A 13,818-nucleotide genomic window follows, 5' to 3' on the forward strand; every position below is an offset into this window, starting at 1 on the left:
GTCAGCTCTTTTTTGTTGCCAAAAACAAGGAGGAAACAATATGAGTCAAGCGATTTTAGGTGAATGGCTACAAAAGGATGTACGCAAACGGAAGAAAGAATACTTACCGCGTGTAGGAAAAGAAATTGAGTTAGCGTCTCTTACTTGGGATGAACAAAAAATGCTGACTAAAGAACACACCGTTGTTTTAGGTGGCGGAAAAACTAAATTTAATCAAGAAGAATATACAACCGCTTGGATGGCCGCTCACATCGTAGCAATTGACGGACAGCCAATTAACCTTCGAGATAAAAAGACTCTCAAAGAAAACGGATTAAAGGACACGAATGAAGCCATTAGCCGTATGTTCACCATTGCAGAAATCAACAGAGTCCTCGAAATTATCAATGAAATCTCTGGTGCTTCTGAAGAGGAAGAAGTTGAAAAGGTGGAAGAGTTAAAAAACTAATGAAAAGCGACTATATGATGCGGATGGCACACAACGTCAGAATAAACACCAAGAATAAATATGACATTATTGACTTTCTGACAATGGATCCATTGCGCCGCCGCGCTTTAGTCGCTTCTCTCACGCTGGAAGCTGAAGAAATTCAAGAAATGCAGAAAAATAACGGCGCGAAAAGGTAGGTGACGGCATGGCTTTTGATTTACGCGCAGCTTTTAAACTGAATGACCAATTTTCTAACGTTGTTCGCAAGAGTACAAACGAAGTTAAGAAGATGTATAAACAAGTCGAAAAGATGAACAGGCAATTGCGTGAAATGAATAAAGCGGCAGCAAAAGCGGGGCAAACGGTCAGTAGAGTGACGCAAAACATTAACCGTTCCGCACAGTCCACCCGTCGCCTATCATCATCATTTAGGGATGCACAGCGCAATGCGCAGCGTCTTGGTGATTCAACATCAAGGATTAGAGCGCCAAGACCGGACGGACGGCTAAACAGCAATCTGCGTGATTCCAGACGGCAGTCTGACGGTCTTCGTGATAGCTTAAGGCAATCCAGCCAACAGTTAAGGGCGGTCAATAGGCAGGCAGAGCAATTAAAACGGCGCTTTGATGTTATTGGCGGACTAGGGAAGGTTGGACTTGCTATCGGCGCTCCAATGGGTGCTCTTGCCGCTGGCGGTGGCGTTATCGGCACGGGTATGGCGTTCGAAAAACAAATGAGTCGTGTTGGTGCTCTCAGTGGATCTACTAACGAACAGTTACAAAGGCTAACCGAGACAGCCCGGGAACTTGGAAAACAAACTAAATATACAGCAACGCAAGCTGGACAGGGTATGGAATATTTAGCGATGGCTGGCTGGAAAACGAATCAAATCATTTCAGCGATGCCAGGCATGTTGAACTTGGCTGCGGCCGGTGCTATGGAACTTGATCGAGCAGCAGACATTACCTCTGATGTTATGACGGCTTTTGGCTTAAGTGCTGATAAAGCCGCTCACTCTGCTGATGTATTCGCCTATGCACAAGCCAACGCAAATACCAACGTTGAGCAAATGGGCGAAGCCATGAAATACGTTGCCCCTATGGCTGATACTATTGGATGGAGTTTAGAACAAACAGCGGCTTCGCAGATGGTGTTAGCAAACGCAGGTTTGAAAGGTACGATCGCTGGACAAGCCTTTGCTTCTTCTTTAGCACGTTTAGCCGAGCCAGCAAAAGGCGCTCGTGAAAAAATGGAGGAGTTAGGAATTTCCTTCTTTGACGCGAAAGGCGAAATGATGTCATTACCAGAAATGATTGCTGAATTGGAAGGGAAGCTTGATGGTCTGACAACAAAAGAAAGACTAGGAGCGCTGAAAAAGATATTCGGTGTGGAATCATTTAAACACTGGGCCATCTTGCTAAAAGCTGGATCTAAGGAGTTGCAAGGTCTGACAACAGATCTTGAAAACGCCGATGGCGCGGCGGCTGAAATGGCGGCGAAACAACTTGACAACGTGGCTGGAAAGTGGGAAATCTTTAAATCCGTCATGCAGGAAGCTGCTCTTGCGATTTATGAAAAGTTGCAGCCGTCATTAGAAAACATCATTGATAAAGCAACAGATATAGCGGAAAAACTCCCTGCGGCTTTTGATAAGTTTATGAAAGTGTGGGGCCCGCTAAAAGAAGGAATCATCGGTGTGGCTACTGCTGTTCTCACGTTTAAAGGAATCATGATCGGCATGACCATTGTTGGAACTATTGCGCGTTTGATGGAAGCATATAGATTAGGAACATTAGCCGCCACATTTGCACAAATGGGGTTAAACACAGCAATGTTAATGAATCCGTTCGTTTGGGTTGTCGCTGGTATTGCCGCTCTTGTAGCAGCAGGGGTCCTTCTTTATAGAAACTGGGATACAGTTAAAAGTGCAACCATCAAATTGTGGGATAAGTTAAAAGAAGCGGATGGGGTTGTTGGATTGGTGCTTACTCCAGTCAAGCTACTAATTGGAACAGCTGCAGAACTAGCAGAAGGATGGATGTCAACTAGAAGCGTGTGGGAAAATGTCTGGACCGCTATGCAAAGAGCCGCTGCTGCTTCAATCAATCCGATCATTGACATGGTGAATGATTTGATTGGCGCTATTAACAAGGTGCCAGGCGTCAACATCGGGAAAGTCGGTAAGGTAAGCTGGGGAGATCGTCAACTCGGCAACAAGAACCACAAGCCGAAGAAAGTTAAGAAAATGCCTATGACTCGTCAGCCTAGATTCGTCCCTAACACTTTAGCTGTTCCGGGCGCACCTAAACTTCCGGGGCATAGTACAGGATTGGAAAAAGTTCCCTTCGATGGATACAAAGCAGAGCTGCACAAGAACGAGTCAGTTTTAACTGCTCAACAATCAGACATGCTTCGCAAAATGGGTGTGTTAAGGTCCAATGGCAAACGCCCAGTGCTTGATACATCCGCTTTTGATAGCAAAAAAGCAAGTGCATCTACTTCCAAAGGGACAGGCACAGCCGCTCCAACCAAACAGCACATTACCATTAACGGCGGTATTCATATACACGGAGCGCAGAAAACAACCAAACAAATGGCTCGCGAACTGGTATTGAACATTCAACACGTCATTGCCGCAGGGGGTGCATAATGAGAAAACCAATCTATGTAGCGGCGTGGGAGGTCGGTAATGCATCCTCCAACGTCGTTTTTCCTGTTCCTCCAGAAAGCTTTCCGACAGAAGTCGGCGGTAAGGCGGAAGTGATTGAAATACTCGGCGTAGGGGAACGGACGGTGTTTGGCGGGGCGAAGTTAGACCGCTTCACACTGGAAACTTTCTTCCCTGCTCATCATGACCCTTCTTATGTTGTCAATGCGCCCGGCACCTATAAAATACCGTCACTGTCTATCGGCAAACTCCGTGAGTGGTGCGATAAAGAAGTCCCTCTGCAGCTCTATTCCAAAGCAGGGGGGCTTAATCGTACCGTCGTGATTACTCAATTAAACTATGACAACGAGCGGGCAGGTCATCTGGGAGATGTATGGTTTACAGTGGAATTTGTCAATTACAAGCCGCCAACATTCCGAAAAGTAGCGATTAAAAAAACAAGCGGCAAAACACCGGCAAAACCGAAACCGCCAAGCAAGAAACCGAAGCCGAAACTGCCCGCTACACACACGGTGAAGAAAGGCGAGTCTTTGAGTGTCATTGCTAAGAAATACTATGATACAGCGGATTACATGACCATCTACAACGCTAATAAAAAGCTGATTGATGCCGCTAATAAGAAAGCAAAGATCAAGGCAAAGTACAATATCTTTCCTGGACAGAAGCTGACAATTCCAGCGAAGAAAACGATAGGCACAGGCGTAACAGCCACGCCGAAGGAGGCGAGTTATGGCGTTACAGCGGGTATATCAAGAGTTTGACGAACGGATGAAGCCCACGCTTCATTTTTATTTATACACGCCGGATTACCGGTATGATTTTACCGAGTTTGTGACAGGGCATGAGTGGAGCGGCGACATTAACATTGCCGGCGAAACGTTTGAGATCACAACCTATAATAAGCAATTGAAAAACGACCGGCGCTGGCTGCCCTTCGAAGAGGGTTATATGGTCAAGGTTATGCTGGAATATCCAACCGGCAAAGGATTCCCGGGTCCGACTGAGTTATTTAGAGGGGTTATTACCGCCCGTACAATCAGCGGTGATGGAACAGAGCAATTGCGGGTACAGGATTACAATTGGTATCTGCAGCAAAATGAAATCACTATCAAGTTTCAGAATAAGACCGCTGACCAAATTATCGCTCATTTATGCCGCGTGGCAGGCGTGGGCGTCAATTATATGGACAAGACAAAACATGTCTTTGCCGAATTAGAATTCATTGAGAAAACACTGTGGGAGATTATCCAAACGGTGCTCACTGAAACCTACTTACGCACGAAAAAGCGGTATAACATCCGCTCTGAATATGGCAAGTTGTCTTTGCGAGAAGTTACCATGTCACCGAATCGAATGATTATCGAGCGGGGTAAAAACTTGCTTGGATCCACTCGTGAAGTCTCGATTGAAGAAGTAAAAACGCAAGTCATTATGACAAGTGGGGAATCTCAACGAAATACCCGTGTGGTAAAAGTCGATGCCGCTGCTAAAAAGAAATACGGAACATTGACCGCTGTGGAACATACACAAGATGTGTACGGGCCGGGCGGTCTTTCTGCGTTGGCGCAAGGTTTCCTGGACGAACTGAAAAAGCCGTCTGACCATGTATCTGTGGAAGCGTTAGCTGATTACAACATCTCGGCGGGTACACTCATTGAGGCTTACGATGAAATGACAGGAATGAATGATTATTACTTTGTCACCGCTCATTCCCATAGCGGTCAAAACGGATACAGCACCATGCAGCTGGAGTTATCCAAATCATACAATCCAGAGTTTGTTCCATACGAAAAGCCGGATGAAGATAAAGCAGAAGGTGGCGAAACTGCCGACTTAGACAGCAAACTAGATGACATCTCTTATGTGTCTGGATTTATCGGCACTGCTTATGATCCGCGCTTAGGTGGAATCAACGGAAGTGGTGATTACTCCAAGACAGCTACAGGCACCAAATGGGCGTATAAACGCACCATTGCTGTATCGCCTAAGATTATCCCTTACGGGTCTGTTGTCCATATCAACGTGCCGACTATGCCAGAGTTTACAGGCCTGTATTTAGCAGAAGACACCGGAGGAGCCATTAGAAACGAAAACGGCGGAAAACGGGTGGATGTTCTTATCGAGGGGCGCACCAACACATCTAGGTTCGGTCGTAGAAACGTTGAAGTGGCGATTCTCGAAAAAGGAAAGGGAGCCGCTGACGCTCGTGCCAAAGCCGCGAAGTGGAACAGCATCAAAGCGGCATGGCAGAAGAAGCTAGATCAGCGCTCAAGCAAAGGAAAAGGGAAAGGCGCGAAAACCGGTGATCCGAAAAGAGATAAGGTTGTTGAGTTAGCAAGGAGTTACAAAGGCAAACTCACTTACAAATTCGGCGGGAAAAATATTCCTTCCGGTCGAGGAGATTGTTCTGGGTTCACTTTCTTTATCTTTAAACAGATCGGTGTGAATTTAGGTCATGGAACCATGTCACAAATCACAAAGGGCAGGAAGATAGCGACAAGTGCGGCGCAACCTGGTGATCTAGTATTCTTCAAAGGAACCATTAAGGAACGCGGAGCCAACGCTGTTAGTCATGTCGGTATTGTAACACGCCCGGGCTATTGCGTGAGTTTAGCTTCGAGTGGATGTAAAGAGCATGGATACTTGCCGAGCAACCATAAATACTGGGGCAAACATTTTATGCAAATTAATCGGGTGCTATAAGGAGGGGTGATATGAGACACATACCAAGAGAAAAGAGCGATCCGTTTACCGACTTTGCGAAGATGATGAAGGAACAAGGCTACAACAAAGATGTGAAACTTGATTTTGCAACGGTGATAGCGACATCTCCACTTGAAGTGAAAATAGATGGAAATGGAGCAGAAACATCATCCCTTACTCCGCTCGCTCATCTAATGCCCGCTTATTATCCGGCGCATATCATTTTTAATGATAGCTTAGGAGAACGAGACGCAACCATCATGATTGATAACGGCTTGGAAGTCGGTGATCGTGTCATGGTTGTATACGATGACACAGGCAATAAAATATTCGGCTTTATTTTGGATAAGGAGGGGTGACCATGGCGCTTATCCCTGAAAACGTACAATTAATGGAGATAGATGTACAGTCGGTAGAAAATGAAGAATCACAGCCTTCTTCCGGTGCGGTCGATTATTATATCGACTTTGAAAATGGTCGGTGGACCTCACAAAAAATCACCGGTCAAGATAAGGCAATACAATGGCTTAAGCTTGGTTGCCTAACCGAAAAATATGATTACACGATAAACGGCGAATTCGGCACGCCGTTCGAACGGCTCATTGAAGAACAGCAGCCTAGAGAAGTAATCGAAGGAGAAATCCTGCGTGGGATTAACGAGTTAGCCGTACAACATGAAGATTTAACAGATATAACGGTGGCAGTAGATTTTAAGGGCAACAAGGCGTTTATTGACATCCGCGTCAACGGACAGGCAGAAAGCGTGGTGAGAGAATGATTTATACATTAAACGATGAACTGGCAGCGCAAATACTCATGAACATGCTGGATAACTCACCGTCTGACATCGACAAGCGGGAAGGGGCACCGACTTTTACTGCTTTGGCTCCAGTCTCGGATGAAATATCTCTCCTATACGCCGAGCTAAAAGCGCAGGAAGATGAAGATTTTATCGTCAATGAAAAAGGTGAGATCACCATGTCCGGCTACAAGTTAGATAACTTTGTAGCGATGTGGGGAGAGACGAGAAAACCCGGTGGCAAAGCTAAAGGTGAAGTGATACTCAAAGCGCCGGAACCTACTCCTGTACCAGCGGGAACACAGGTATTTGCGCCTGCTACACTCAACGTGCTGTTTGCGACTGATATTGATGTCATAGCTACACCACAAGGCGTCACAGTGCCTGTTACGGCTATCTACGAGGGCGCTGATGGTAATGTATCTGTCGGAGCCATCACAGGTGTTGTGGGCGATTTAGCGGAAGTTCTGACAGTAACCAATCTAACGGAAACAGACGGCGGCTTTGACGAGGAATCAGACGAAGAATTGGCATCGAGATTTTTGAACAACCGGCGTAACCCAGCGACAAGCGGCAATGCTGCTCATTACAAACAATGGGCAACGGAAGTCCCAGGCATCGAAAACGCCAAAGTATATCCAGCATGGAACGGACCAAACACTGTAAAAGTTATTTTACTGTCAAATGAGGGACGGGCACCCACACAAGAAAAGGTACAGGAAGTAGCTGAATACATTGATAAGGTGAAGCCTATCGGGGCAAATGTAACTGTGGAAGCTTGCATTGAAAAACCTATCAACGTAACTGCCACACTAGTTCTAACAACTGACGGCGATATTAACGCAATCAAAGAGGCTTACACGCAAATGTTGACGCTCATATTTAAGGACACAGCATTTGATACAAACATTGTCCGTTACTCTCGATTAGCTGCTCTACTGTTAGAACAAGAGGGTGTCCTCGACTGGACATCATTACTCGTCAACGGCGGCGAAGCCAATATCGAGTTAGCTGATAACGAGGTAGCGGTAGTAGGGGCGGTGAACTTTAGTGTTCAGCCGTAACGAAATACGAGAGCGTTTATTATATGCCATCCCGATGTTTTGGCAGGACATAAAAGAAATGAAAAATCATCACGACAGATCCGCAGAGGAACTGGCGTTATTTGCCGTGGAGTTTTTTCGTTATGTCGATTCTAGGTCAGCACTTACAGCCGATGCTCAAAAGTTAATCAAATGGGAAGTTATGCTGGGTATTCCTGTAGATACATCAAAGTCACTTAGTGAGCGCCGTTCTGTTGTGATAGCTAAATTAAGAGGGATTGGAACAGTTACAAAGGAACTTGTTAAATTGACGGCTGAATCCTTTGAGTTTGGCGAGGTAGAAGTCATTGAGGGTGACGGCACAGTCACAATTAAATTCATTTCTGAATTAGGACTGCCGCCGGATTTAAGCGATATACAAAAGGCGTTAAGAGACATTGTGCCGGCTCATTTGGAAATCTTTTATGAGTTTAAATATAATACATTCGCTATGGTAAAAGCTAACTTCGCTACATTCGAGGATTTACTAAACAGCGGATTAACGTTCGAAGAATTACTGACTACAAAACTAGGGGGTGCGTGATGTGCCAACAGAAAAGTTAGGATTGCCATTAACAACATTAAATATAGCCGCAGATGTACCGAAAGTTGTGAATGAGTTGGCTAATGCTATTGACGAGAAAGCCGGATCGTCAAGCGGATTAGCTCAATTAGATGAAAGTAAAAAGGTGCCAACAACACAACTACCTGACGCTAGCACAAGCCAAAAAGGCGCTACAAAGCTAAACGATACAACAAACAGCACATCTACTACAGAGGCGGCCACTGCCAATGCCGTTAAGAAAGTAAATGATGCTCTTGTGACGCATTCGGCGGATGAAACGCTGCACCTGAAGGCTGCTGAAAGGGAAAAATGGAATGGAAAACAAGATGCTCTTCCTGTAGAAAACAGAAGAAAGATTACATTTGGAACTACTGATCCTACTGGCGGAGTAGATGGCGATATCTATTTTCAATACGAATAGGTGATAATATGGCTAAGAAAACATGGGTAAATATCGGCGGGACTTATAGAGATGTAAAAACAGCGTGGGTAAATATGGGAGGAATTTGGAAGAAATTCATTCCAAAGGGGAATATAGCGGGAGTTTGGAAAGAGTTTATACAGTACGCCTTAAAAATTTATGAATATGGAAGAGAAAATATACTGTTAGTAGAAGGTTATCGAAGTGGTAGTCGAGGAAGTATCATTAAGAATAGCGACCATATACGTTTATTCATCAAAAACGATGACCAATACGATAAAATCGGTATTACAACAGACACTCTTATTGATGTTACGGAGTTTAATAGTCTAAAAATGATTTATGATCTTTCAAGCACTAACGACAGAGGAAATTTGTATTTTAAGATAGATAAAACTAAAAATAGCTCAGAACAACAATATGTAGCTAGAAATACGTTGTATGATGATGGCACTAGTTTGGAAACAACTATTGATGTTTCCTCGCTAAGTGGAGATTTTTATGTCCAGGTGGTGTCGTATGTACCTAACTACAACTTTTTAGAAGCCAAAATATACGCTATTTGGCTAGAATAGGAGGTTTTTATGGTTTACTTGGAGTATCATTTAGAAACAAAGCAAGTAGTTGAAATTCATCAAAATGAACCTGTCACCGTGGGTGGCTATGATTTCGGTAAATCAGATGATTTTGAGGTCGGAGACGAATTTGAACAAACAATTTGGGTGAACAGAGTTGACGAAATCAAGAATGTTACTTCTCACTCAGCTATTCGAAATAATCCAAATGCTAAACGGTTGCTACAAGAAAACGCAAAACTGAAAGCAGAAAACGAGGTACTTACTGAAAGTCTAATAGATTTAAAAACGCAGTACATGTCTGTCCCATGTCAGTATCACCAAGACTACTCTGTAAAAATTGATAAAGTGTTAGAGGGGGTAGAGACAGATGGAACGGTCTAACGATTTTGCTTTACTTAATATGGCATGGAATCGTCCAAGAAAGTTGGTAACGATTGAACAGATAAATTTATTTGTTGAACGGGACAAAATAACAGAGGATGAGTTTAAAGAAATAACCGGCATGGATTACACAAACGCTTAGGCCGTTATTTTTTATGCCTTTTTAGGACGATAATACGACACAACCAAAACTAGAATTACCACACAAACACCGCTGGCAATCGGTGTATTTTTTATGCAAGAAAAGGGATATAAGTTGTGAGGAGGGGGTCCGTATGGAGGATGATAAAGTGGCACATCGAATAGATGATCACGAGAAAAGGATAACGCATCTAGAAACTAATTATGGGAAAGTCATAGAGAAAATTGACAGTATGGAAAAGGGGCAAATCGAAATACAAAATACTGTCATAAAATCTTCCAGTGATCAAAAGGATTTACTTAATCGCTTAATTGAACACTCCTTGGGTATCTCCCTTAAACAGGAAGAGACAAAAGGAGAAGTCTCTAAGTTGAAAATCAATTCGAGGAAAGAAATAGCATTAGGGTTGATCGGCGGCACCGGTATTAGCGGGATCATAGGAGCTGTCATAGTGTTTTGGGATCAAATTACAAAAGCGTTTGGAGGGTAAATAAATGAATATCAACTGGAAGGTGCGGGCAAAGAACCCGCTTTTTTGGTTCCAACTATTTTTATCTATTGTTGTGCCAGTCGGTGCATATTTCGGCTTAACAGGTCAGGACATTACGTCTTGGCCTATTTTGTTGGATGTTACTCTGAATGCCCTGTCTAATCCTTATGTGCTGTTTATCGTTGGCGTCAGCGTATTTAATGCATTGAATGATCCGACAACAAAAGGTGTGGCAGACAGCAATCTAGCCATGAGATACAAAGAACCAAAGGGAAGGGGCTAAAATGATGAGTAAAAATATTATTGTATGTGGACATGGAGCAGGAGATCCGGGAGCTGCAGACAATGGCATTAATGAGCGTGATTTTATCCGTCAAGAACTGGCCCCACGCATCAAAAAATATAGCGGTGGAGAGATTGAGATATATGATATGTCAAAAAACTGTTATCGAGAAACGAAAGACGGGCGTGGTATTCATTCACTAAAAGGAAAAATCGTCATCGAATTTCACTTGGATGCCGCTTCAAAAACAAGCAAAGGTGGCCACATCATTTTTGGTGCTGGACTTAAAGCAGATTCGCTGGATAATCGGCTTGCTGATGTGATCAAAAAGCATTTCGGATGGCGCCATGATCGAGCCTTTCATCCGCGAGATAATTTATTAAACGCTAATACAGCCAAGCGAATCGGTGTCAACTATCGTCTTGTGGAAGTGTGCTTTGTTACCAATCCAACTGAAGTTGCTTATCTGAAAAAGAATATTGATCAGATTGCGAAGGACTTTGCAGAAGCAATCACAAATAAAGTTGCAGCAGGTTCAAACAAGCCATCCACAAGTACGCCTGGCAAGTACCGCGTTTATACTGGAATCTTTAAAACTGATGAAGAAGCTAAAAAACAAGCCAAATTAATCGGTGCCAAACTAGGGTACAAGCCATTTCCCAAAGAAAAGCGAGTCTGGACAGGTGTATTTAACACTCTCGAATCCGCCATGACCGCCCAGCAGAAGATCAGCCGAGAGTTCGGCTTTAACCCGCAAATACGGAAAGAAGATTGACAGTAACCCTCCATTAAGTTGGAGGGTCTTTTTTTGTTTCCTCGTATAATTCCTCAATGCCCACCTCTAGCAAATCCGCCAATATCTTCGCTTGATCCATGCGAGGGTAAGACCTTCCTTTCATCCAACTAGTCAGAGTGTTAGTGGAAATATCAACTTGCTCTAATATGTAATCTCTTTTGTATTTGCTCTCTTTTAGCATACCTTCAATGCGTGGTGTTAGTTTCATCCTCTCACCTCTTTATATAAATATTCAGCGAAAAAAGTACAATCCCTCTTTTTGAAAATCACAATTATTTGTGAATATCAAACTGATTGAACACATAGAATCGTCACAAAGGGGAGTGATAACAATGATTGTAAAGATTAATGGCGTGCCCTGCAGCCGTGCTACGGGCACCTATGAGAAGTTTGTAGACTATCACGACCGATGCGGCTTTTACACTCCATTAGATAAAGCGGCCGATATGATTCGTGAGTCCAACTGGTATCAGCAGGACAGCACGCCGTCATTAAGTCATTTCGAGAAGGTGAAAGCATACTGCGGCGATGACTTGTTTTGCTACATGGATTCCATGAACAGATCCATTATGGAATCCACACCAATCACTGAAGCGATTTACAAGTTCATCAGCCATCGTGCAGCTGTGATCCGCTGGGGAATAGAGAACAATTTTAATCCTTTTGATATGGAGCTGACATCATGGATATTTACACATTTGGTTTAGTCTTTGTTGGTTCGGTCGGTGGTGTCCTTACGGGGGTCTGGGCGCTGGAACGAGCGGGGGTGTCGATCAATCATCAGCTATTGTCGTTCACGGGTGAACTGGTCAAATACGGGGCTATCGGTTATCTGGTTGTCCAGTTAATGAAGTTTTTATAGTTCCCACGCCATGGCGTTCGTTTGGACGCATGATAAGTGTAGGGGCAGTCTTTGCCCGGGTCCGTTCGTTTGCTTGATTTGGTGTGTGATTTCACCCGTTTTATTACCTGTTTTTATCGTAACTGAAATGTTCTTATTCATCACATTTCTATCTCCTGTTTCCTTCGCCAAACAGTAGATACCGGAAGGAGGAATCATCGTGCTTGAATTGTTAGCTGTTCCTGTCGCCATGGCAACCGCCGCGCTCTGGCCGAGTAAAAAAGATGAAGTAAAGAAGATAAATGCCATTTTTGCCGCCGCTGAATTTGGGATGAAAAAGAAAGGAGAATTAACCATTCCGGACTTTCGAAGCAAGCGAGCCATCTTAAACGGGAAGAAAGTTGTCGGCATGGAATACTGGTTTGCTTTGCCGCTTGGCATGTCCGAAACAAAGATTAAAAAAATTGCCGAAGAAAACATTTTAGGAGTGGGATTGCAGAAAACAGTACGGGTCACCTTTGACGATTTGCTAAAAGTAAAAGTCTACGATACAAAAATCCCTAAATTGCTTCCTTATAAAGAGTTGCCGCAAACCAATAGATGGACCATCCCTATTGGGTCTGGATTTGATGACTATGTTTATCACAACTTTGACCATACCCCACACATGGTAATAAGCGGGACCACACGTTTTGGCAAGACAGTATTTTTAAAACATGCCATGACGCGATTGATCGAAAACAATCCAGATGACATTGAATTTTATATTATTGATTTAAAAGGAGGGCTAGAGTTTGGTCCATACGAAAGGTTGAAACAAGTAAAGAGAGTGGTTGCCAATCCAGAAGATGCCGCCTTATTGCTGGATAGGATGTTGAATCAGATCGAGGGAGAGTATCACAAGTTTCGTACAAATAATTGGTCCAACGTTGTTGATACGCCTATTAAAAAGAGGAAATTTATCATTGTAGATGAAGCAGCACAATTGGCGCCCGAAAAGTGGATGGATAAAGAAACAAAAGCCTTGCTATCATTTTGCCAAGCGAAGTTATGTGAAATAGCCAGGATTGCTGGAGCCTTGGGCTATCGTCTTCTTTATTGCACGCAATATCCAACAGCCGACACCGTGCCACGGCAGATTAAACAAAACGCCGATGCCAAACTCTCTTTCCGACTCTCTACCAGTATCGCAAGTAAGGTGGCGATAGATGTGACAGGGGCAGAAGAATTGCCGTCTGACATAAAGGGAAGGGCCTTGTACAAAACACACGAAGTGAAAGAAATACAGGCACCGCTGATCGACAACAAAGAAATGATGGAACGCCTGCAGAGTTATATTGTACCGTCCGTTGCTGTTGTGCCGCCGAGTGAAGTGATTGAGCAACCCAAGGAGGAAGATAAGCATGTCAACCATCTTAGTGAGAAAGAGAGAACGCCAAGAAAGAATCTTATTGAGTTTAGATAGATTGGGATTTGCGACAAGGGAGCAGCTGCAGCAGATCCATGCGCTCGGTCAAAAAAGAAACGCCTTAAAGATATTGCAAGGTATGAGTGAGTGGCTGAACGTCCGCCGTCATCCGGAAAGAGATTGCGCCAATGTCTACTATTTAAATAAGGAAGGCTGCAGGATGATCGGAAG

Annotated in this window: 20 protein-coding genes and 1 pseudogene; 20 read left to right on the forward strand and 1 reads right to left on the reverse strand. The window is 43.8% G+C overall.

All coding sequences use genetic code 11. The features are described from left to right. The first annotated feature begins 40 nt into the window (after positions 1-40). From BBA02S_RS15810 to BBA02S_RS15880, 16 genes are all read left to right on the forward strand, one after another. Positions 41-448 (forward strand): phage tail assembly chaperone, encoded by a 408-nt coding sequence (locus BBA02S_RS15810; RefSeq protein ID WP_041113250.1) that lies wholly within the window; start codon positions 41-43, stop codon positions 446-448. Continuing rightward, a complete protein-coding gene (locus BBA02S_RS15815) occupies positions 448-627 on the forward strand; it encodes a hypothetical protein (protein WP_041113251.1) in 180 nt (59 codons plus the stop codon). The genes BBA02S_RS15810 and BBA02S_RS15815 overlap by 1 nt, the downstream gene beginning before the upstream one ends. Positions 628-635: 8 nt before the next feature. Then, entirely contained in the window at positions 636-3,080 is a 2,445-nt protein-coding gene (locus tag BBA02S_RS15820; protein ID WP_052477248.1) for a phage tail tape measure protein, read from the forward strand. Continuing rightward, positions 3,080-3,859 carry a LysM peptidoglycan-binding domain-containing protein gene (locus tag BBA02S_RS15825; RefSeq protein WP_052477249.1) on the forward strand — a complete coding sequence of 260 codons (780 nt, stop codon included), beginning with the start codon at positions 3,080-3,082 and terminating at the stop codon, positions 3,857-3,859. Before BBA02S_RS15820 ends, BBA02S_RS15825 begins: the two co-directional genes overlap by 1 nt. Then, the gene (locus tag BBA02S_RS15830) at positions 3,828-5,801 is read left to right on the forward strand and encodes an XkdQ/YqbQ family protein (RefSeq protein WP_041113252.1); all 1,974 of its coding nucleotides are present in this window, start codon (positions 3,828-3,830) and stop codon (positions 5,799-5,801) included. The genes BBA02S_RS15825 and BBA02S_RS15830 overlap by 32 nt, the downstream gene beginning before the upstream one ends. 11 nt (positions 5,802-5,812) lie before the next feature. Next, positions 5,813-6,160, forward strand: coding sequence for a DUF2577 family protein (locus BBA02S_RS15835; protein ID WP_041113253.1), 348 nt, complete (start codon positions 5,813-5,815; stop codon positions 6,158-6,160). 2 nt (positions 6,161-6,162) lie between these two features. Continuing rightward, entirely contained in the window at positions 6,163-6,579 is a 417-nt protein-coding gene (locus BBA02S_RS15840) for a DUF2634 domain-containing protein (protein WP_041113254.1), read from the forward strand. Further along, on the forward strand, positions 6,576-7,664 hold the full coding sequence (locus BBA02S_RS15845) for a baseplate J/gp47 family protein (RefSeq protein WP_041113255.1): 1,089 nt from the start codon (positions 6,576-6,578) through the stop codon (positions 7,662-7,664). Before BBA02S_RS15840 ends, BBA02S_RS15845 begins: the two co-directional genes overlap by 4 nt. Then, positions 7,651-8,226 carry a putative phage tail protein gene (locus tag BBA02S_RS15850; protein ID WP_052477250.1) on the forward strand — a complete coding sequence of 192 codons (576 nt, stop codon included), beginning with the start codon at positions 7,651-7,653 and terminating at the stop codon, positions 8,224-8,226. Before BBA02S_RS15845 ends, BBA02S_RS15850 begins: the two co-directional genes overlap by 14 nt. 1 nt (position 8,227) lies before the next feature. Further along, positions 8,228-8,668 (forward strand): tail fiber protein, encoded by a 441-nt coding sequence (locus BBA02S_RS15855; RefSeq protein WP_041113256.1) that lies wholly within the window; start codon positions 8,228-8,230, stop codon positions 8,666-8,668. A gap of 8 nt (positions 8,669-8,676) precedes the next feature. Continuing rightward, positions 8,677-9,243 carry a hypothetical protein gene (locus BBA02S_RS15860; RefSeq protein WP_041113257.1) on the forward strand — a complete coding sequence of 189 codons (567 nt, stop codon included), beginning with the start codon at positions 8,677-8,679 and terminating at the stop codon, positions 9,241-9,243. Positions 9,244-9,252: 9 nt separating this feature from the next. After that, the gene (locus BBA02S_RS15865; RefSeq protein ID WP_041113258.1) at positions 9,253-9,627 is read left to right on the forward strand and encodes a hypothetical protein; all 375 of its coding nucleotides are present in this window, start codon (positions 9,253-9,255) and stop codon (positions 9,625-9,627) included. Beyond that, a complete protein-coding gene (locus tag BBA02S_RS20375) occupies positions 9,614-9,769 on the forward strand; it encodes an XkdX family protein (RefSeq protein WP_082040172.1) in 156 nt (51 codons plus the stop codon). The genes BBA02S_RS15865 and BBA02S_RS20375 overlap by 14 nt, the downstream gene beginning before the upstream one ends. A gap of 133 nt (positions 9,770-9,902) precedes the next feature. Then, complete coding sequence (locus BBA02S_RS15870; protein ID WP_041113259.1) at positions 9,903-10,259, forward strand: hypothetical protein; 357 nt, start codon at positions 9,903-9,905, stop codon at positions 10,257-10,259. Between the two features lie 4 nt (positions 10,260-10,263). After that, positions 10,264-10,542 (forward strand): phage holin, encoded by a 279-nt coding sequence (locus tag BBA02S_RS15875; protein WP_041113260.1) that lies wholly within the window; start codon positions 10,264-10,266, stop codon positions 10,540-10,542. Between the two features lies 1 nt (position 10,543). Continuing rightward, positions 10,544-11,317: an N-acetylmuramoyl-L-alanine amidase gene (locus tag BBA02S_RS15880; protein ID WP_052477251.1), complete on the forward strand. Its 774-nt coding sequence runs from the start codon at positions 10,544-10,546 to the stop codon at positions 11,315-11,317. A gap of 13 nt (positions 11,318-11,330) precedes the next feature. Here BBA02S_RS15880 and BBA02S_RS15885 read toward each other — a convergent pair whose 3' ends face one another. Then, positions 11,331-11,546 (reverse strand): helix-turn-helix domain-containing protein, encoded by a 216-nt coding sequence (locus BBA02S_RS15885; RefSeq protein WP_052477252.1) that lies wholly within the window; start codon positions 11,544-11,546, stop codon positions 11,331-11,333. A 124-nt stretch (positions 11,547-11,670) separates the two neighbouring features. On the opposite strand from BBA02S_RS15885, the gene BBA02S_RS15890 reads away from it, so the two are divergent. The 4 genes and pseudogenes from BBA02S_RS15890 to BBA02S_RS15905 all read left to right on the forward strand — a co-directional run. Then, entirely contained in the window at positions 11,671-12,045 is a 375-nt protein-coding gene (locus BBA02S_RS15890) for a hypothetical protein (RefSeq protein WP_041113261.1), read from the forward strand. Further along, the gene (locus tag BBA02S_RS15895) at positions 12,021-12,200 is read left to right on the forward strand and encodes a hypothetical protein (protein ID WP_041113262.1); all 180 of its coding nucleotides are present in this window, start codon (positions 12,021-12,023) and stop codon (positions 12,198-12,200) included. The genes BBA02S_RS15890 and BBA02S_RS15895 overlap by 25 nt, the downstream gene beginning before the upstream one ends. 199 nt (positions 12,201-12,399) lie before the next feature. Beyond that, positions 12,400-13,644 (forward strand): FtsK/SpoIIIE domain-containing protein, encoded by a 1,245-nt coding sequence (locus BBA02S_RS15900; protein WP_082040173.1) that lies wholly within the window; start codon positions 12,400-12,402, stop codon positions 13,642-13,644. Further along, positions 13,583-13,818: pseudogene (locus BBA02S_RS15905) on the forward strand (replication-relaxation family protein); the annotation flags it as partial. The gene BBA02S_RS15900 and the pseudogene BBA02S_RS15905, both read left to right, overlap by 62 nt.

It is taken from the genome of Bacillus badius NBRC 15713, assembly GCF_001591605.1.
In the GTDB taxonomy this organism is placed as follows: Bacteria; Bacillota; Bacilli; order Bacillales; family Domibacillaceae; genus Pseudobacillus; species Pseudobacillus badius.